Origin of the sequence: Pseudomonas sp. RA_5y_Pfl1_P24 (genome assembly GCF_963970945.1) — a bacterium.
Taxonomy (GTDB): Bacteria; Pseudomonadota; Gammaproteobacteria; order Pseudomonadales; family Pseudomonadaceae; genus Aquipseudomonas; species Aquipseudomonas tritici.
Window position 1 is genome coordinate 175189 of sequence record NZ_CAXAOJ010000006.1, and the last position, 18061, is coordinate 193249.

Annotated in this window: 18 protein-coding genes, 1 tRNA gene and 1 pseudogene; 4 read left to right on the plus strand and 16 right to left on the minus strand. The window is 58.0% G+C overall.

Annotated elements, in window-relative coordinates; all coding sequences use genetic code 11:
* Positions 1–14: 14 nt before the first annotated feature.
* The 7 genes and pseudogenes from rbsK to dapA form a co-directional block, all read right to left on the minus strand.
* Entirely contained in the window at positions 15–935 is a 921-nt protein-coding gene (gene rbsK / locus AACY30_RS11855) for a ribokinase (RefSeq protein WP_339414933.1), read from the minus strand.
* A gap of 371 nt (positions 936–1306) precedes the next feature.
* A pseudogene (locus AACY30_RS11860) lies at positions 1307–1670 on the minus strand (DUF86 domain-containing protein).
* Positions 1671–1944: 274 nt separating this feature from the next.
* Positions 1945–2034: transfer RNA gene (locus tag AACY30_RS11870), tRNA-Ser, on the minus strand.
* Positions 2035–2117: 83 nt separating this feature from the next.
* Complete coding sequence (purC, locus tag AACY30_RS11875) at positions 2118–2831, minus strand: phosphoribosylaminoimidazolesuccinocarboxamide synthase (protein ID WP_003172493.1); 714 nt, start codon at positions 2829–2831, stop codon at positions 2118–2120.
* Positions 2832–2858: 27 nt separating this feature from the next.
* Positions 2859–3617 carry an MBL fold metallo-hydrolase gene (locus AACY30_RS11880; RefSeq protein WP_339540365.1) on the minus strand — a complete coding sequence of 253 codons (759 nt, stop codon included), beginning with the start codon at positions 3615–3617 and terminating at the stop codon, positions 2859–2861.
* A 4-nt stretch (positions 3618–3621) separates the two neighbouring features.
* Positions 3622–4737 carry an outer membrane protein assembly factor BamC gene (gene bamC / locus AACY30_RS11885; RefSeq protein WP_339471224.1) on the minus strand — a complete coding sequence of 372 codons (1116 nt, stop codon included), beginning with the start codon at positions 4735–4737 and terminating at the stop codon, positions 3622–3624.
* 17 nt (positions 4738–4754) lie between these two features.
* Positions 4755–5633 (minus strand): 4-hydroxy-tetrahydrodipicolinate synthase, encoded by an 879-nt coding sequence (dapA, locus tag AACY30_RS11890; RefSeq protein ID WP_339471225.1) that lies wholly within the window; start codon positions 5631–5633, stop codon positions 4755–4757.
* A gap of 273 nt (positions 5634–5906) precedes the next feature.
* Here dapA and AACY30_RS11895 point away from each other — a divergent pair, with 273 nt between their 5' ends.
* Both AACY30_RS11895 and AACY30_RS11900 read left to right on the plus strand, forming a co-directional pair.
* Complete coding sequence (locus tag AACY30_RS11895; RefSeq protein WP_003172487.1) at positions 5907–6467, plus strand: glycine cleavage system protein R; 561 nt, start codon at positions 5907–5909, stop codon at positions 6465–6467.
* Positions 6468–6477: 10 nt separating this feature from the next.
* Positions 6478–6951, plus strand: a complete 474-nt coding sequence (locus AACY30_RS11900) for a peroxiredoxin (RefSeq protein ID WP_339471226.1) — start codon at positions 6478–6480, stop codon at positions 6949–6951.
* A gap of 152 nt (positions 6952–7103) precedes the next feature.
* On the opposite strand, the gene AACY30_RS11905 is transcribed toward AACY30_RS11900, so the two are convergent.
* Entirely contained in the window at positions 7104–8174 is a 1071-nt protein-coding gene (locus tag AACY30_RS11905; protein WP_339471227.1) for an AI-2E family transporter, read from the minus strand.
* A 31-nt stretch (positions 8175–8205) separates the two neighbouring features.
* Positions 8206–8445, minus strand: coding sequence for a sulfurtransferase TusA family protein (locus AACY30_RS11910; RefSeq protein WP_010212198.1), 240 nt, complete (start codon positions 8443–8445; stop codon positions 8206–8208).
* Positions 8446–8539: 94 nt separating this feature from the next.
* Here AACY30_RS11910 and AACY30_RS11915 point away from each other — a divergent pair, with 94 nt between their 5' ends.
* Positions 8540–9973, plus strand: a complete 1434-nt coding sequence (locus AACY30_RS11915; protein WP_339471228.1) for a M48 family metalloprotease — start codon at positions 8540–8542, stop codon at positions 9971–9973.
* 64 nt (positions 9974–10037) lie between these two features.
* Here the strand turns inward: AACY30_RS11915 and AACY30_RS11920 are convergent, their stop codons facing one another.
* The 4 genes from AACY30_RS11920 to rpoE form a co-directional block, all read right to left on the minus strand.
* Entirely contained in the window at positions 10038–11477 is a 1440-nt protein-coding gene (locus AACY30_RS11920; protein ID WP_339414945.1) for a DegQ family serine endoprotease, read from the minus strand.
* A gap of 235 nt (positions 11478–11712) precedes the next feature.
* Complete coding sequence (locus tag AACY30_RS11925) at positions 11713–12675, minus strand: MucB/RseB C-terminal domain-containing protein (protein WP_339540366.1); 963 nt, start codon at positions 12673–12675, stop codon at positions 11713–11715.
* A gap of 15 nt (positions 12676–12690) precedes the next feature.
* Entirely contained in the window at positions 12691–13278 is a 588-nt protein-coding gene (locus AACY30_RS11930; protein WP_339471230.1) for a sigma-E factor negative regulatory protein, read from the minus strand.
* Positions 13279–13310: 32 nt separating this feature from the next.
* Positions 13311–13892: an RNA polymerase sigma factor RpoE gene (gene rpoE / locus AACY30_RS11935; protein ID WP_003172477.1), complete on the minus strand. Its 582-nt coding sequence runs from the start codon at positions 13890–13892 to the stop codon at positions 13311–13313.
* A gap of 459 nt (positions 13893–14351) precedes the next feature.
* Here rpoE and nadB point away from each other — a divergent pair, with 459 nt between their 5' ends.
* Positions 14352–15956 carry an L-aspartate oxidase gene (gene nadB, locus AACY30_RS11940; RefSeq protein ID WP_339540367.1) on the plus strand — a complete coding sequence of 535 codons (1605 nt, stop codon included), beginning with the start codon at positions 14352–14354 and terminating at the stop codon, positions 15954–15956.
* 204 nt (positions 15957–16160) lie between these two features.
* On the opposite strand, the gene AACY30_RS11945 is transcribed toward nadB, so the two are convergent.
* From AACY30_RS11945 to AACY30_RS11955, 3 genes are all read right to left on the minus strand, one after another.
* Complete coding sequence (locus AACY30_RS11945; RefSeq protein WP_339540368.1) at positions 16161–16325, minus strand: hypothetical protein; 165 nt, start codon at positions 16323–16325, stop codon at positions 16161–16163.
* Positions 16326–16488: 163 nt separating this feature from the next.
* Positions 16489–17544 carry a hypothetical protein gene (locus AACY30_RS11950; RefSeq protein ID WP_339540369.1) on the minus strand — a complete coding sequence of 352 codons (1056 nt, stop codon included), beginning with the start codon at positions 17542–17544 and terminating at the stop codon, positions 16489–16491.
* 83 nt (positions 17545–17627) lie between these two features.
* Positions 17628–18050: a hypothetical protein gene (locus AACY30_RS11955; protein WP_122488900.1), complete on the minus strand. Its 423-nt coding sequence runs from the start codon at positions 18048–18050 to the stop codon at positions 17628–17630.
* Positions 18051–18061 lie beyond the last annotated feature (11 nt).

An 18061-nucleotide genomic window follows, 5' to 3' on the forward strand; every position in this document is an offset into this window, starting at 1 on the left:
CGGTGATAGACGACTCAGGACGGGTCAAAAAACTCGGCGAACCGGGCAACGTCGGGGTAGGAACTCTGGGTGCCGAGGCCGGTGACCGAACAGGCGGAATACGCCACCGCCCGGGTCATGGCCGCACGCATATCGCCCTGCTGGGTCCAGTAGTGGGCGAAGCAACCGATAAAGGCATCACCAGCGCCGGTGGTGTCCCGGGCCTCGACCTCGCGCCCAGGCACATGGAACTCACCCTCCTCGCCCACATACAGCGCACCATGCTCACCGAGGGTGACGATAACGTGGCGGATACCCTGGGCGACCAACACCCGCGCGGCGAGTAACGCACTCTCAGGCCCCTCGACCGACTTGCCGGTGATCAGTGACAGTTCGCTTTCATTGGGAATGAAAAAATCCAGCTGCGCCAGATGCTCGCGGCTCAAACCCGCGACCGCAGGGGCCGGGTTGAGCAACACAGGAATGCCGTGCCGTTTGGCAAACTCGATGGCGTAGTAGACGGTTGCCAAGTCGATTTCCAACTGCAGGACGATGAGGCTGCATTCGCGTAAAGCCGCGTCCGCGGCGTCGATATCAGCCGGCTTCAAATGCGCGTTGGCGCCTTTGACGATGAGGATGCTGTTGTGGGAATCGCTCTGCACAAAGATTGGCGCCACGCCGCTGGACACCCCCGGCACCCGCGTGACGTAGCGCGAGTCGATGGCATGGCGTTGAAAATTGGCCAGGGTGTTATCGGCAAACATGTCATCACCCAATTTGGTCAGCATCAACACTTCGCTGCCAAGCTTGGCCGCCGCCACTGCCTGGTTCGCCCCCTTGCCGCCGCAGCCCATGGCAAAGCTCGGAGCCTCAAGTGTCTCGCCCTGACGGGGCATTCGGTCGATATAGGTAACCAAATCCACCATGTTGCTGCCGATGACCGCGATCTTATTCATGGATATCTTTACCTTGTGCACGCTGTGGCAGGCACCACAGCGTTATTATTTTTGTTATTTAAATAACATTTTCTGTGACTATTCAACCTATTTTTTGTGAGTGCGGAAAAGTTGGGCTGATGCGCTGATGAGAGGAAGCGCGAATTAACGGAGGGGACGACGCCGTGCGAAGGCGCTCGGTTCGTTCGAAGGCTTGGCTGATGTGTAAAAAACGACAGCGAACCTGACGGTTTAACGTTGAAAAAACAGTGCCCACGCAATGGCAGGCCGAAGGCGCTTAAGGGCCCTGGGGAGTAGATCACGGGAACATTCAGAAGGGAGGAGCAACTACTAAAACGCCTGCTGAACATTGAGTTCTGCAGGCTTTCTCTTCATCTGAGTCGAGTGTCTGGGGTAGCGCTTGACTGACTCGCATCCTTAATCAGGATAAATGAACTGAACGCCAAAAAATCACCCAAATGCTGAGTGATGATCGCAACGGTAATCGGCAATTGGAGGGGTTGATACTCGTGCACGGCGATATTGCGAAAACCGACCATGCTCTTCAGGTTGGTCAACAGGATGCTGCCCCATATCCAGCGCGGCTTCGCACGCACGTTGAATATTAAGAATCGCTGCGTCCTGACGGATGAAGTCAGTAGCGAAACTGGCAGGGCCCTTTGCGTACTCCTCGCGGGCGCGAGCGACACCGCGCTCAATGCTCGAGGCGTTGTTGATTAGCACATTATCGGCCATGCACTTTTCCGCCCTTCTGAATATCTGACAGCAGCCCCGCTCGTGCAGCGCAGCGCGGTTTTTTAACTGAGGGTATAGCTCTCGAAAATACCCGCCTGACTGTCCTTGTTCCGGAGCCGTCGCCCTGTTGTTATGACTGGGTACTGCATGACGGTGTTACGACCCATGATGCCATCTGATAAATGACCGTAGCAGGATTCATCTTGAAATTTCTGCCCCAAACAAAAAACCCCCAACAACAATTAAGTTATCGGGGGTTTTCGTTATTCAATAATGGCGGAGAGATAGGGATTCGAACCCTAGGTACCGGTGAAGGTACAACGGATTTCGAATCCGTCCCATTCGGCCACTCTGGCATCTCTCCAACGGCGCGCATCATAACAGCGTGAATCAGGAAAGCAAAGCGCCGAAGCGATTTTTTTCCGTGCTATCAGATGCTTGCGTCGATTAAAGCGGTACGCCGAGACGATTGGCAACTTCTTCGTAGGCTTCGATCACATCACCGAGGCCTTGGCGGAAGCGGTCTTTGTCCATCTTCTTCTTGGTGTCCTTGTCCCACAGGCGGCAGCCGTCCGGGCTGAATTCGTCGCCCAGGACGATGGAGCCATCGTGGAACACACCGAATTCGAGCTTGAAGTCGACCAGCAGCAGACCGGCGTCGTCGAACAGCTTGCTCAGCACATCGTTGACCTTGAGGGACAATTCCTTCATGCGCGCCAGCTGCTCAGCGGTGCCCCAGCCGAACGCCACGACGTGGGATTCATTGATGAACGGGTCGCCCTTGGCGTCGTCCTTCAGGAACAGTTCGAAGGTGTATGGATTGAGCTTGAGGCCCTCTTCCACGCCCAGGCGCTTGACCAGGCTGCCGGCGGCGTAGTTACGCACGACGCATTCCACCGGGATCATGTCGAGCTTCTTGACCAGGCACTCGTTGTCGCCCAGCAGTTTGTCGAATTGGGTCGGAATGCCGGCCTCTTCGAGTTTCTGCATAATGAAGGCGTTGAATTTGTTGTTCACCATGCCTTTGCGATCAAGTTGTTCGATGCGCTTGCCGTCGAACGCCGAGGTGTCGTTGCGAAACAGCAGGATCAGGCGGTTGGCGTCGTCGGTCTTGTACACCGACTTGGCTTTGCCGCGGTAGAGTTCTTCACGTTTTTCCATGATGGGCTCCGCTTTGAGTGAGGTGGGCTAGGCGATGTGGCGCCAGTCGAGCCCTGAATCTTGATCGGCCAGTTGCAGCCAGTCCGGGTCGCACCCAAGGGTGTCGACAAAACATTGCCGGGCAAGCGTCGGCAGGTTGTTCTTGCTGCTCAAGTGGGCCAGGACCAAGTGTTGCAGGTCTTGCCAGCCCAACTCATACACCAGGTACGCGGCCTGGTGGTTGTTCAAATGTCCCAGTTCGCCGCCCACCCGCTGCTTGAGAAAGTAGGGGTAATGACCGCGAGCCAGCAGGTCTCGGCAGTGGTTGGACTCGATCATCAACGCATCGAGGTTCCGGTAACCGTCCAGCACCTTGGCGCAGTAGGAACCCAGGTCAGTGAGCACGCCGAAGCGTCGCTCTCCGTCACTGAAAACATACTGCGTCGGTTCCTGAGCGTCGTGCGCCACGCCAATCACATCGATGCTCAGGGCACCGATTTGCAGTTGCTCGCCACCGGCCAGGAAACCCGCGGGCTCAATGGGTTTGCGCATCCCGCGCAAGGTGCCGCGACTGAGGTACACCGGAAGATTGTAGCGCCGAGACAGCAAACCCACGCCATGCACGTGGTCGGCATGTTCGTGGGTCACCAGAATCGCACTCAGCTGCGCGGGGTGAACCCCCAGGCGCAGCAGACGCCGCTCGGTTTCTTTTAACGAGAAACCACAATCCACCAGCACATACGTGTCGTCATGGGCGACCAGCGTGCCGTTCCCTTGGCTACCGCTGCCGAGAACGGCAAAACGCATCGGATCAGCCCAGGTTGTCCTGAATCACGCCCAATACTTTGCGCGCTGTTTCAGCGGGCGCAACGGTATTGATGTTTTTCTCGACGGTGACTTGCACGCTTTCGCCCACTTTGCTCAAACGAACCTGATAACGCTCGGCGCGGGTTTCGACTTCTTCCTTGGTCGGCTTGCTGCCGAACAATTTGCTGAAGAAACCTGGTTCATCATCTTTGCGCTCGGCCTTTTCAGCCACGTTGATGTAGTACAGGCCCAGGCTGCGGTTGATATCTTCAACACGCCAAGGGCCCTGTTCCAACGCGCGGCCAACACTGGCCCAGGCACGATTGAGGTCTTCACCCAGGCTCAGCACAACGTTGCCGCTACCGTCTTCAGTGAGGCTGACGCGGCTCGGGGTGTCGTAATCACGTGCGGCGAGCAGCGAAACGGAACCGCCCTTCTCGGAGATACGGCTCATGCTGGCCAACATCTCGTCGACCAGTGCCGAGTCGACACCGGGGTTAACCGAACGATTGGTGAAATCAACGTTGGCGGTGCTGCCGGCAGGACGCTCGGCGCTGACCACGTAGACTTCACTGGTATTGCGTTGTACACCTGGCTCGATGCGCACACGCACTCGGGCTTCGCTGTCGGCGGCTACACCACCGGCCTGCAGGCGCTTGGCCATGGTCGCGGAGAGCTCGCTGCCCTGCTGCCATGCAGTGGTGAATTCACCGGTCTGCGGGCGTTGCTGATCAATGCGAAAACCGTTGTCCTGGAAGAACTGCACCGCCACCGGCCAGACTTCGGCGGGCGGGCGCTGAGCCACGATCCAGCGGGAGTCACCGCTTTTCTGCAGGCTGTAGTCACTGGCATCCGCCACGGCCGAGATCGGCTGTGGACGCGGCACTACGTACTCACCCTTGGTGGTGTCGTCGGCAACGTTGCGCGGGATCGGCAGCAAGGGGTCAAGGCGCTTGGCGACATTGACGCCAGGCGGCAACTCCATCGGCTTGGTGGGTTGGGCTTCCAGGTAATCGCTACCGCGGTCACGGAAGTAGCCATCCGGGCCCCAGATCCAACCGCAGCCACTGGTGCTGGAGATAATCAAGGCAAGTGCGGAAAGTCCGGCCAATCGCTTCATGCGTAATGCTTCCTCAATTAAACCAGGACGCCGGACTGGCGCAGGGCCTGTCGCAGCGGTTCGTGACAGGCTTCACTAAGACGAGTGAGCGGCAGACGGATACCGTCCGGCATCATGCCCATTTCAGTCAGCGCCCATTTCACGGGAATAGGGTTGGATTCGATAAACAGTGTCTTGTTGAGCGGCATCAGCTTCTCGTGGATCGCGCGGGCGGTCGGGGCGTCGCCGGCGATGGCGGCAGCGCACATCTCGCTCATGGCACGCGGGGCCACGTTGGCGGTCACAGAGATGTTGCCTTTGCCGCCGAGCAGGATCAGCTCGACCGCCGTGGCGTCGTCACCGGAATACACCAGGAAATCGCCGCTCACGCCGGCCAGGATGTCCTTGGCGCGCTGCAGGTCGCCCGTGGCTTCCTTGATGCCGATGATGTTCGGCACGGTGGACAGGCGGATCACGGTCTCGGCCTTCATATCGCACGCGGTACGACCCGGTACGTTATAGAGGATCTGCGGGATATCGACCGCTTCGGCAATGGCGCGGAAGTGCTGGTACAAGCCTTCCTGGGTCGGCTTGTTGTAGTACGGGGTCACCAGCAGGCACGCATCGGCGCCGGCCTTCTTGGCGTTCTTGGTCAGCTCGATTGCTTCGCGTGTCGAGTTGGCGCCCGTGCCGGCGATCACGGCAATACGGCCCGCAACACGCTTGACCACGAACTCGATCACTTGGATGTGTTCTTCCACATCGAGAGTGGCCGATTCACCGGTGGTGCCGACCGCCACGATGGCGTTGGTGCCTTCTTGCAGGTGGAAGTCCACCAGTTTGCCCAGGCTGTCCCAGTCGAGACGACCTTGTGCATCCATGGGTGTGACCAGTGCCACCATACTGCCCGCAATCATGCAACCGCTCCTGCCGGAAAAAGAGAGCCGTAATGGTACTGGCGCCAAGATGCTTGCACAAGCAAAGTACCGCCTGAGGATGCGTTCTGACGTAACTAAACGACGGACAATGCCATCATCGGGCCAAAGCACACCCTGAAGCACGATGAAATAGGACCGATCTCGCAATGAAAACGCCACCTCCTATCCCTTGGCGACGCTTTTCGCTACCCTTCATCCTTTGATCGATACCGCCCTTACAGTATCGACCGCTCATCGTTTTAGGAAGGCTGCATGTCCACCCCCACAGTTCGCGAACAATTCCTTGTTATCAGTGCCCTCGGCGCCAACCCCATGGAGCTGACTAACGTCCTGTGCCGCGCCAGCCATGAAAACCGCTGCGCCGTCGTAACCTCCCGCCTGACCCGTCATGGCGAGTGCAGTGCGCTGGTCCTGCAGATCTCCGGCACTTGGGATGCACTGGCTCGCCTCGAAACCGGCCTGCCGGGCCTGGCAAAGAAGCATGACTTCACCGTCAATGTGGTACGCAGCGCCGCCCTGGAAAATCGTCCGCAGGCTCTGCCTTATGTGGCGTATGTCAGTTCGGCCTATCGCTCGGACATCGTCAACGAGCTGTGCCAGTTCTTCATCGACCACAATGTCGAGCTGGAGAACCTGACCTGCGACACCTACCAGGCCCCGCAAACCGGCGGCACCATGTTGAACGCCACGTTTACCGTGACCCTGCCGGCGGGCGTGCAGATCAGTTGGCTGCGCGATCAGTTCCTGGATTTCGCCGATGCCCTGAACCTCGACGCACTGATCGAACCGTGGCGCCCACAGAACCCAATGTAAGGAAGTTTTCATGGCCGTAGTCATCGACCAACCCATAGCCGATTTCGAAGCCCAGGCCACCAGCGGCCAGACCTTCAGCCTCGCAGCCCTCAAGGGCAAGCAAGTGGTGCTCTACTTCTACCCGAAGGACAGTACGCCGGGCTGCACCACTGAAGGCCAGGGTTTTCGTGACCAGTACGCAGCGTTCAAGGCGGCCAACACTGAAGTGTTTGGCGTGTCGCGCGACAGCGTGAAGTCTCACGAAAACTTCAAAGGCAAGCAGGAGTTCCCCTTCGAGCTGATCAGCGACAAGGACGAAGCGGTTTGCCAACTGTTTGACGTGATCAAGCTGAAGAAGCTGTATGGCAAGGAATACCTCGGCGTGGATCGCAGCACGTTCCTCATCGACAAGAATGGCGTGCTGCGTCAGGAATGGCGTGGCGTGAAGGTGCCGGGGCATGTGGATGCGGTTTTGGCCGCGGCGCAGGCGCTGAACAAGCCTTGAGTCTGCAGTAAGCGGGCTTGTCCCGCGCTGGGGTGCGAAGTGCCCCCAACATAGCCGCCGCGTTTTTTTCAGATAAAACGCGGCTGCAGGTTTTAGGGCTGCTTCGCACCCCCGCGCGGAGCGAGCCCGCTCATACAAGTTGTGTCATACCGTTACAACAACGGCGCAACGACCGGCTCTTGACGCGGCCATGCATCCAGCACCGCCTTGAACAGCGTCGCCAGGGGGATCGCAAAGAACACGCCCCAGAAGCCCCACAACCCACCAAACAACAACACTGCGCAGATGATCGCTACCGGATGCAGGTTGACGGCCTCCGAGAACAGCAGCGGCACCAGCACGTTGCCGTCCAGGGTTTGGATAATCCCGTACACCGCCATCAAGTAGATGAATTGGTCGCTCCAGCCCCACTGGAACAAGGCAATCAATGTAACCGGCACCGTCACCACCACCGCGCCTACGTAAGGCACCACCACTGAAATCCCGACCAGCAATGCCAGCAAGGCCGCGTAGTTCAGGTCCAGGGCAATAAAGGCAATGTAGGTCACGCCCCCGCAGATAATGATCTCGATCACCTTACCGCGTATGTAGTTGGCGATCTGCCGGTTCATTTCCTCGGCAACACGGGTAATCAGCGCTCGCTCGCGCGGCAGGTAGCCACTTACCCAACGGCCGATCATGGCGCGGTCCTTGAGGAAGAAGAACACCAGAATCGGCACCAGCACCAGGTAAATCATGATATTCACCAGCAGCGGCAAGCTGGACAGGGAAAAGGTCAGCGCCCATTGGCCGAACTTTCCGATCTCGCCGCGGGCCACTTCTATAGCCTGCAACACCTGCTCATCCGACACCAGGTGCGGGTAGCGTTCCGGCAACAGCAGCAACAGTGATTGCCACTTGGCGAGCATGCCCGGCAACTCATTGAACAGAGTGATCAGTTGATGCCATAGCAACGGCAGCACTACTACGATAAACAGCACCAACACGCCCATGAACAAGGCGAACACCAGCCCCACCGACACCCCGCCCGGCAGGCGCAACCGTTCCAGCGCCGTGACCAGGCCTTGCATCAGGTAGGCCAGCACCATCCCCGCCAACACCGGTGCCAACATGCCACCCAAGGTGAGCACAGCCGTAAACGCCAGAAACAACAGAACCGCCAGCACCACGGCCTCCTCATCGGAGAAGTAGCGCTGGATCCAGTCTCGTAACACTTTGAACATCAATCAACCTCAGGTGGTGGGGGCAAACAGTTCAGGCCTTGCGCAACCAGTAACGGTACACACCGGCGGCGTCTTCTTCGTGCAACAGGGTGTGGCCGGCCAGCTTGGCAAACGTACGAAAATCACGCTGAGAGCCTGCGTCCGTGGCGATTACCTTAAGTACGGCGCCACTGGCCAGACGATTGAGTTCCAGCTTGGCCTTGAGCAAGGGCAACGGGCAATTGAGGCCGCTGGCATCAAGTTCGGCATCAAAAGCTACAGCGTCGGTCATGGTTTTACTCCGGGCACGCGTTGGGCTGCTTAGAATATCTGGTCCGAAGCTCAGTGTCCGGCTACAGTAAGCTCTTTGTCGAAAGGCTCTGTGCATGACTTTTTTGCGCCCTACCCTGCTGACGCTGGCTTGCCTGCTGGCCTCCCCAGGCTTCGCTGACGACCTGCCGTCACTTGGCGACGCCAGTTCTGCCATTGTCTCGCCACAACAGGAATACCAGTTGGGCCGCGCCTGGCTGGCCTATCTGCGGGGCCAGGTCTCGCAACTCAACGATCCGCAGCTCAAGGATTACGTCGAAACCAGCGTTTACAAACTGGTGGAGACCAGCCAAGTCAACGACCGTAGGCTGGAGTTCATCCTGATCAACAGCCCGCAACTGAACGCCTTTGCCGCACCCGGCGGTATTGTGGGGGTCAACGGCGGCCTGTTCCTCAACGCTCAGACCGAAGGGGAATACGCTTCGGTGCTGGCGCATGAGCTGGCGCACTTGTCCCAACGCCACTTCGCCCGTGGCGTGGAAGCGCAACAACGCATGCAGCTTCCGATGATGGCAGCGTTGCTTGGCGGCATCATTGCCGCAGCCGCTGGTGCAGGTGACGCGGGTATTGCTGCGATTGCCGGCACCCAGGCTGCTGCAATCCAAGAGCAGCGTCGGTTCTCGCGGCAAAACGAACAAGAGGCGGACCGTATAGGCATCCTCAACCTGGAAAAAGCCGGTTACGACCCGCGCTCCATGCCAACCATGTTCGAGCGTCTGATGCGCCAGTACCGCTTCGATGCCAAGCCACCGGAATTCCTGCTGACACACCCGGTCACCGAATCGCGAATCGCCGACACACGCAACCGCGCCGAGCAGTCCAAGCCTGGCGGCAAAGAAGACAGCTTGCGCTATCAACTGATCCGCGCACGGGTGCAATTGCAGTACGAAGACACCCCGGGTCTCGCCGCCAAGCGCTTCCAGGCGCAGTTGGACGAGAACCCGAAAAACGATGTAGCGCGTTATGGTTTGGCTATCGCCCAGATCAAAGGCTCCCAATTCAAGCAAGCGCGGGAAAACCTGACAGCGTTGCTGGCCAAGGCACCGAACGACATTACCTACAACCTGGCACTGATTCAGTTGGAGATCGACAACAATCATCTGCCCGATGCCCAGCAACGTACCGATCGGATGCTAGCCCAATATCCGGGCAACTATCCGCTGAATCAGATCCGAGTAGACGTGCTGCTCAAACAGAACCGCACTGCCGATGCAGAGAAGGCCTTGGACGGTTTGCTCAAATCCCGCCCCGACGATCCCGACGTTTGGTATCAGGTTGCGGAAACCCGAGGCTTGTCCGGCAATATCATTGGCCTGCATCAGGCCCGCGCCGAATACTTCGCATTGGTAGGTGACTTCCAGCAGGCCATCCAGCAGTTGGATTTTGCAAAGCGTCGCGCTGGAAGCAATTTCCCGCTGTCGTCGCGTATCGACGCGCGTCAGCGTGAACTGATCGAACAGGAGCGCCTGGTCAAAGGAATGATGAGCTAAATCCAGCGGCCAAAAAAAGCCCCGCCCTCGTTAAACGAAGGCGGGGCTTTTTCTTTTTACCGGGTTACTCGGCCAACTTGAAGGTTATGAAGCTGGCACGCCCCTGACGCAGCACTCGCATCGATACCGAGCGGTTCTTCGGCAGCGCCTTGGCGATGTCAGTGAACTGCTTGGTATTGTCGATTGCCTGATTATTCAGGTGGGTGATCACGTCACCTGGCTGCAGGCCAATCAGGGACGCAGGGCCATCCTGGACTTCCTTGATCACGACGCCGCTCTTGAGGTCGTATGTCTTCTTTTGTTCAGCGGTCAGTTCGGCGACAGCAATGCCCAGGCGATTGCTGCTGCGTTCGGCACCCGGCTTAGCGTTACCCAAGGCATCCAGTGCTGCCCCTTCTTCAGGGATTGCGCCAACAGTCAGCTCAACGTTCTGGCGCTTGCCCTCGCGGATCACTTCAAGCTTGGCCTTGCTGCCTGCCTTGAGCGCGCCTACCAGGTGCGGCAGGTCGGCCGACATGACAATTGGCTGGCCGTTCATGCTAAGGATCACGTCGCCGACTTGCAGGCCACCCTTGGCAGCCGGGCCATCGTCCTGGATCTGCGCGACCAGTGCACCGGCCGGCTTGTCGAGGCCGAAGGATTCAGCCAGGTCTTTGTTCACTTCCTGAATCACCACGCCCAACCAGCCACGGCTGACCTTGCCACCGCTTTTCAGTTGGTTGGAAACGTCCATGGCTACATCGATCGGAATGGCGAACGACACCCCCATGAAGCCACCGGAACGGGTGTAGATCTGCGAGTTGATCCCCACCACTTCGCCGGCCAGGTTGAACAGCGGGCCACCGGAGTTGCCCGGGTTGATCGGCACGTCGGTCTGGATGAATGGCACGTAGTTTTCGTTCGGCAGGCTGCGGCCAATGGCGCTGACAATGCCTTGAGTCACGGTATGGTCAAAGCCAAACGGCGAACCGATGGCGACTACCCACTGCCCGGCTTTCAGGTCCTGGGATTTACCCAGTTTCAACACTGGCAGGTCTTTGCCTTCAATCTTCAGCAAGGCCACATCGGATCTTGGATCGGTGCCTACCAACTTGGCTTTCAGCTCACTACGATCAGCCAGGCGCACGAGAATCTCGTCGGCATCGGCAATCACGTGGTTGTTAGTGAGGATGTAGCCATCCGGCGAGATGATAAAGCCCGAGCCCAGGGACTGAGCCTCACGCTGGCCGCCACCGCCGCCACGGGGGGCGCGCTGTTGCGGCATGCCGCGCTCGAAGAACTCGCGCAGCATCGGCGGCAGGCCTTCCAGGTCCGGCATCTGCTGGTTGGAGACTTTGCGATCCGGCAGTTTTTGCGTGGTACTGATGTTCACCACGGCAGGCGATGCCTGCTCAACCAATTGGGTGAAGTCAGGCAACTCGACCGCTTGCGCAGGTAAGGCCTGACCCAGCACCAATACCGTGGCGACTATGGATAGGTACGATTTCAAACGTGGTATCGACATACAGCTCCCGTTACAACGAGCAGGGTTGAGCGACAGGGTTCAAGAAACGCCGAAAACTGCGACCGACATCTTTGTTCCGCGAACAAGACAAGGCCAGAGCCGACAAGCACTGACCTATAAAAAACATGAGGGATTTTTGCAAGTGAAAATGCTGATCCAGACATTTCATGTCTCTCGGCAGCCAACCTGGCATGCAACTACAGTGAAACGTCAGGATGAACATAGAATTAACGACTCACGGCTGGGCGACTGGCTTTTTTTCACCGCGTACCGACAATGCGATACGTTCTGCGGTGCCGATTGGAATCTCGCCCACTACTGTCACCATCATTTCGCCGTCCACCGTATTCAGGCGGCGCGATACTGCAACGGTGGGCCCCAGTTGAGTGCGGGTTTCAGTGACGCTCACATCGCTGATTGGCTCGAGGAACACCGAGAAACGCGCCAGCCCGTCTTCATACATCAGGCTGTCGACGGTCGCTTTGGTCTGGGTGTCTTTTCGAGCGCCGCTGTTGGTCAGCTGAAACCCGGCCGGCAACCATTCCAGATGCCAGGTCTCGGTAGACTGCACCTCTGGGGTTTTATCATTGGCGACCGTGATGGATGTGCATTCGCTGCTGGGCTGCAGATCGCGGTCTTCAGGGACGAGCGACGTATTCAACCGCGTGAACTGGAAACGCTCGAGCAACTGCCCCTGATCATTGAGTAACAGTGATTTGAGCGGCAGCGCGGTTTCACGGTCCAAGTGCAGCTCAAAACCATAGCGGTATTGGTCACGGGGAGTGATTGACACGATCACCGCATTGCGACCGGCCACGCGGGATTTGCCAATAACGGCCATTTCGTAGAATTGATTGAGTTTTTGTGGATCAAGTGCACGTGATGGTGCATCGCGCGAATTGCCAAGGCCTGCGACAAGAGTGCCGCTGACGCATTGCGTTCGACCATCCAACCGCACGACTTCCTGGGCAGAACCATCAAGCTGCAAGAGCCGCTCACGGACCTGACCATTCTGGACGCGATGCCAGATGTCATGAGTAGAAAAACTGCCGTTACGTTCGTAGACAAACGTACCTTGAAAGCTTTGCTGCTGTTCTGCACGCCCAAGTCGAGTCAACCAGTCTTGGGCTTCATCGGCATGGCCGGGGAGTGCAAAACAACCACTGAGCAAAAGCGTAAGGAGCGGTATGGCTCGCATAGAGCTCCTTACGGATTAGCGGTTTTCCAGGCTTGCTGCGCGAGCGTATGGCAGAGCGCTCTCAGTGCCTTTCAAGGCAGATTCCTGTGCATGTTGGCGCAGGTAGCCTGGAAGACGCTGATCTTGCCAGCCGGATTGCCCTTGCAACACACCGTTGGCCATAGGACCGGTGGAGTCAGAGCTTTCCTTGTAGCCGGCCAGTACCGCTGGGCCTTTGACTTGCGGACCGGCCATGACCGGTTGCTGAGTCTGCTGGGCCAGCTCGGCACCGGCGATTTCGTCCTGATTATACAGGCGAACACCGGCCAACACTGCGACAGTCACCGAGGCAGCCACTGCGAGGCGACCCAGGCTACGCCATGGACCACGAGCAGATTTTGCCGGAACGGCTTCATCAGCAAGCGCAGCAGAAACCGCCGCAGCAATATCCAGACGAGGGATTAGAAGATCCTTGTGCATCACCGCCCGAGCGACTTGGTAACGAGACCAGGTATCACGGGTTTCGGCATCATCAAATGCATTGAGCACTCGACGAAGTTCCAGTTCATCCGCTTCGTTATCCATCACTGCGGACAGCGATTCCTGCAGGGCATCACGACTCATGGCGGTTCCTCTCTTGGCTGTAGCCGCTGTCTTTAGTTCTCTTGCAACAGCGGTTGCAAGGCTTTATCGATGGCTTCCCTGGCCCGGAAAATCCGCGACCTTACAGTCCCCACCGGACACTGCATGACACTCGCAATGTCTTCGTAACTCAGACCATCGAATTCACGTAAAGTTAACGCCGTACGCAAATCTTCTGGCAGTTGCTGAATTGTGCGATGAACGGTGCCTTCGATCTCGTCGCGCAGCAACGCACGCTCCGGCGACTCGAGATCTTTGAGGCCGTGATCACCATCGTAAAATTCTGCATCTTCTGAACTTACATCGCTATCCGGCGGGCGGCGTCCGCGAGACACCAGATAGTTCTTCGCCGTGTTAATGGCGATTCGGTATAGCCACGTGTAAAACGCACTATCACCGCGAAAATTACCAAGTGCACGGTAAGCCTTGATAAAGGCCTCCTGTGCAACGTCCTGCGCTTCATGGGTGTCGTGCACAAACCGCACGATCAACCCGAGAATTTTGTGCTGGTATTTCAGCACTAGCAGATCAAAGGCCCGCTTGTCACCGCGTTGAACGCGCTCGACCAGCTGCTGATCCTCTTCCTGGGTTAGCATGAACACTCCTCGTTGTACTTGAAGGAGGCTTTCATAACTAAACGATCAGGCTTGCAAACATAGACTCGGACTTTTCGCAAAAGTTCTCCCCCTCAAAGCAAGTTTCCGGCATGCACTGATTTGGCACACACGAAAAACGCAGCACGGGCAACGCCGGCTGCGCGAATAATCTTGTCGCCGGTTTTCTGACGCGTCCAATGCTCCCGACGGGCCAATAAACTCAACGTTTCCCAGCTTCCGGGCAACCTGCTATTGAGTCGAGGCTTATGCAAAAAGTTCCCGTCTCAATAACCCGCCGATTTTACCGAAGCCGTGCACCGTAATCTCATATTGCCACGAATGCCCGACTATTGTGCCGCTCCACCCCTCTATATACTAGTAGCCCGTGCGACCCTTTGATTCGCCGATCCAGGCGTCCTGTTTGCGCCACCCCGGATCGCTTTTTGCGGAATCCTTTAAATGAGCCAACAGTTTCAACACGATGTCCTGGTAATCGGTAGCGGCGCGGCCGGCTTGAGCCTTGCGCTGACCCTCCCCAGCCACCTGCGTATTGCGGTACTGAGCAAAGGCGACCTGGCAAACGGCTCGACGTTCTGGGCCCAGGGCGGTGTCGCCGCCGTGCTGGACGACACCGACACGGTGCAATCCCACGTCGAAGACACCCTCAATGCCGGCGGCGGCCTGTGCAATGAAGAGGCGGTGCGCTTCACTGTCGAGCACAGCCGTGAGGCGATTCAATGGCTGATCGACCAAGGCGTGCCGTTCACCCGTGACGAACACGCTCGCAGCGACGACGGCGGCTTTGAATTCCACTTGACCCGCGAAGGTGGCCACAGCCATCGCCGAATCATCCACGCTGCCGACGCCACAGGCGCAGCCATTTTCAGGACGCTGCTCAACCAGGCACGCCAGCGCCCCAATATCGAGCTGCTTGAGCAACGCGTCGCCGTCGACCTGATCACAGAGAAACGCTTGGGCCTGGACGGCGAACGCTGCCTCGGCGCCTACGTGCTCAACCGTGTCAGTGGTGAAGTCGACACTTACGGCGCGCGCTTCACCATCCTGGCCTCAGGCGGCGCAGCGAAGGTCTACCTCTATACCAGCAACCCGGACGGAGCCTGCGGCGACGGTATTGCCATGGCCTGGCGCTCCGGCTGCCGGGTGGCCAACCTGGAATTCAACCAGTTCCACCCCACCTGCCTGTATCACCCACAGGCCAAGAGTTTCCTGATTACCGAAGCCCTGCGCGGGGAAGGCGCACACTTGAAACTGCCTAACGGCGAACGCTTCATGCAGCGCTTCGACCCGCGCGCCGAGCTGGCCCCGCGCGATATCGTCGCCCGTGCCATCGACCATGAAATGAAGCGCCTGGGCATCGACTGCGTCTACCTGGATATCAGCCACAAGCCCGAAGCCTTCATCAAGACCCACTTCCCCACGGTTTATGAGCGCTGCCTGGCGTTCAACATCGACATCACCAAAGGCCCGATCCCTGTGGTGCCGGCCGCTCACTACACCTGCGGCGGCGTGATGGTCGACAGGCATGGCCGCACTGACGTACCCGGCCTGTATGCGATTGGCGAAACCAGCTTCACCGGCCTGCATGGCGCCAACCGTATGGCCAGCAATTCGTTGCTCGAATGTTTCGTCTATGCGCGCTCCGCGGCGGCGGACATCCTCGAGCAGCTGCAACGCATCCCGGTGCCTGCCGCCCTGCCCCGCTGGGACGCCAGCCAGGTCACCGACTCGGACGAAGACGTAATCATCGCGCACAACTGGGATGAGCTGCGCCGCTTCATGTGGGACTACGTGGGAATCGTGCGCACCAACAAACGCCTGCAACGCGCGCAGCACCGGGTGCGTCTGCTGCTGGATGAGATTGAGGAGTTCTACAGTAACTACCGAGTAAGCAGAGACCTGATTGAATTGAGGAACCTTGCTCAAGTAGCGGAACTGATGATCAGGTCTGCCATGGAACGTAAGGAATCTCGGGGTCTGCACTACACGCTGGACTATCCAGAGATGTTGCCAGAGGCGAAGGATACGATCCTTACACCGACCTGATGAGGCACGTTAGGAGCCCATAGCGTAACACCATAGAACCCCGTTTTGTAACAGCTTTGGCGCACATTTGTCCCAACGCTGGGGTCCTTATCGCCTGCCCGCAAGGGTCCTTATCGTGCGCCTGAGCGAGCGTGCGAGGGCCTACGGGGGTAAGCGCGCAGGTTAGCTATGACAGGTGGTCTCAGGGAAATTTGTGTCAGATTCTCAAAGGGCCCCTAACGTATCCGCTGCGACCTCACCGACCAGCTCAGCGATCAGCTCGCCATGGGCTGCACCGTAAAGAACCGCTACGGTGCCTATCAGTTTCCACGTGGCCTTTGAGGTCAACAGGGCCTTAAGGACGGCCAACCATGGTTTCTTGGCGTCCATAGCGGGCTCCTGCGTGGAATGTGAGTTTGAATGTGGGTCAGTGCCCTGCGCTTTGTGCGTAGGAACGTGATACGGAATGGGCTCAACTGAAGGTCCACCGGCGTGGATAGACGCTCAGGTCAGCCCACAAGGCCCGTGAAGGGCCCCATGGTTACAGCGGGTGTTACGGCTTGGCGACCGCACGGGTGATCAACGGGAAGTCTACGGTCTCGACCTGAAGTTTCTCAGTAGGGTCCGCTGGGTTTGCAAGCTTGAGCTTGACCTTGGCCTGAGCCATCACGTCAGCAATGCCGGTGATCTCGATGTCCCAACCTTGGATGCCAGCGTTACGGCTTGCCAGAATGGTCCATACGTCGCCACTGCGACCCTCACGGAACGACAGCGAGGCGAAGCCTTTAGGCAGCATGAATACGCCACGGTTGGTGCCCGAGTAGAACTGAGTACGGCAACCCAACAGGTCCTCAACGTCATCCACACCAGCACGCTGGGCGGCACGTTCAAGAACAGCTTGTTCGGTCATGTGCATCAGCAACACGAAGTCGCTCAAGGAGTTACCAACCGATTGGTTGATGCTCAGGGTCAAGGCGTCGATCCAGTCCTCAGCACGGTCGCGTGGCGAAATGCCCGCAATGGTGACCTCTTTGGCCTCAGTGCTTGGGGACTTGATCAGGATGTCCACAATAGTCGAACCGCAAGCCTTCTCGAAGTCGGCCAGCATCTTGTCCATCATCTGCTCCATGCCGTTGCCGGTGAAACCAGCGACCACATGAACATCCAACAGGGTGAAGCGGTGCGAGAAGAAACCTGCGGTATTGGTCGGCTCAGTGAAGATGAAGTCACCAGCTACGGCCTCGCCCTTCGTGATCTTGGAGTGATCATAAATCGACTGGCGTGGGTCGAACTCGATGTTGCGGTTGACCATGTTGACCAGTCGCACAGAGGTCGGCTCGGTGCCACGCGGACGGAACTCACAAGGAATAGCGTCGATAGCGCGTTGGTGCCATTCGCCGCCATTGAAGAATTCGTCGATGCCTTTAACAACGGCCTGAGCTACGGCGCTTGCATCAGGGGCACTTGCAGAGGTGGAAGCCTGAGTATTGAAGCGCAGGTCACCGCCATTGCCCCATACAGCCTGCTCGTAAGAGGTCACTGCTTGTGGACGGTCAGTGTGTTCACGGTGATCGGTGTTCTTGAAAGAGTTAGGAATTCGAGTAGTCATTTTGGTTCTCCTGAGGTTTTAACGGAATGGGTTCAGGGAGACGCCAGCAAGAGCAGCGTCACCAAGGGAATCACAAGGTTGGCTTAGTCGAAGTCGCTACTTGAGAACGACGAGCTGCCATTTGCGGCTCGTACAGCAGCACCCATAGCGCGCATCTTGTCTTCATGGGCCAAGCGCTTGGCTCGGCGACGCGCAGCATCCAATGGGGTCGACGTGTGATAGGAGCGGTGACGTGCAGCGTGAGCCTCAGCAGCAGCAACTTGACGGGCTCGCTCTTGAGCAGCATCAAAGGCAGCTTGACGGACCGCTGCGGCCACTCGTGGGAACAGGGCGGCACTCAGACCAGCGTCAAGGTATTGCTTAACGATGGCGTTACGGGCTGGCTCATTCTTACCGGCACTGGTTACCAGCGTGGTCAGCATGATGCCTTCGGCGTAAGCACGGGTTACGGTCTGACCTTGGATTTCCACAGTCTCAGGGGTAACGTTTTGGATATTCAGATTCATGATTGTGTGTC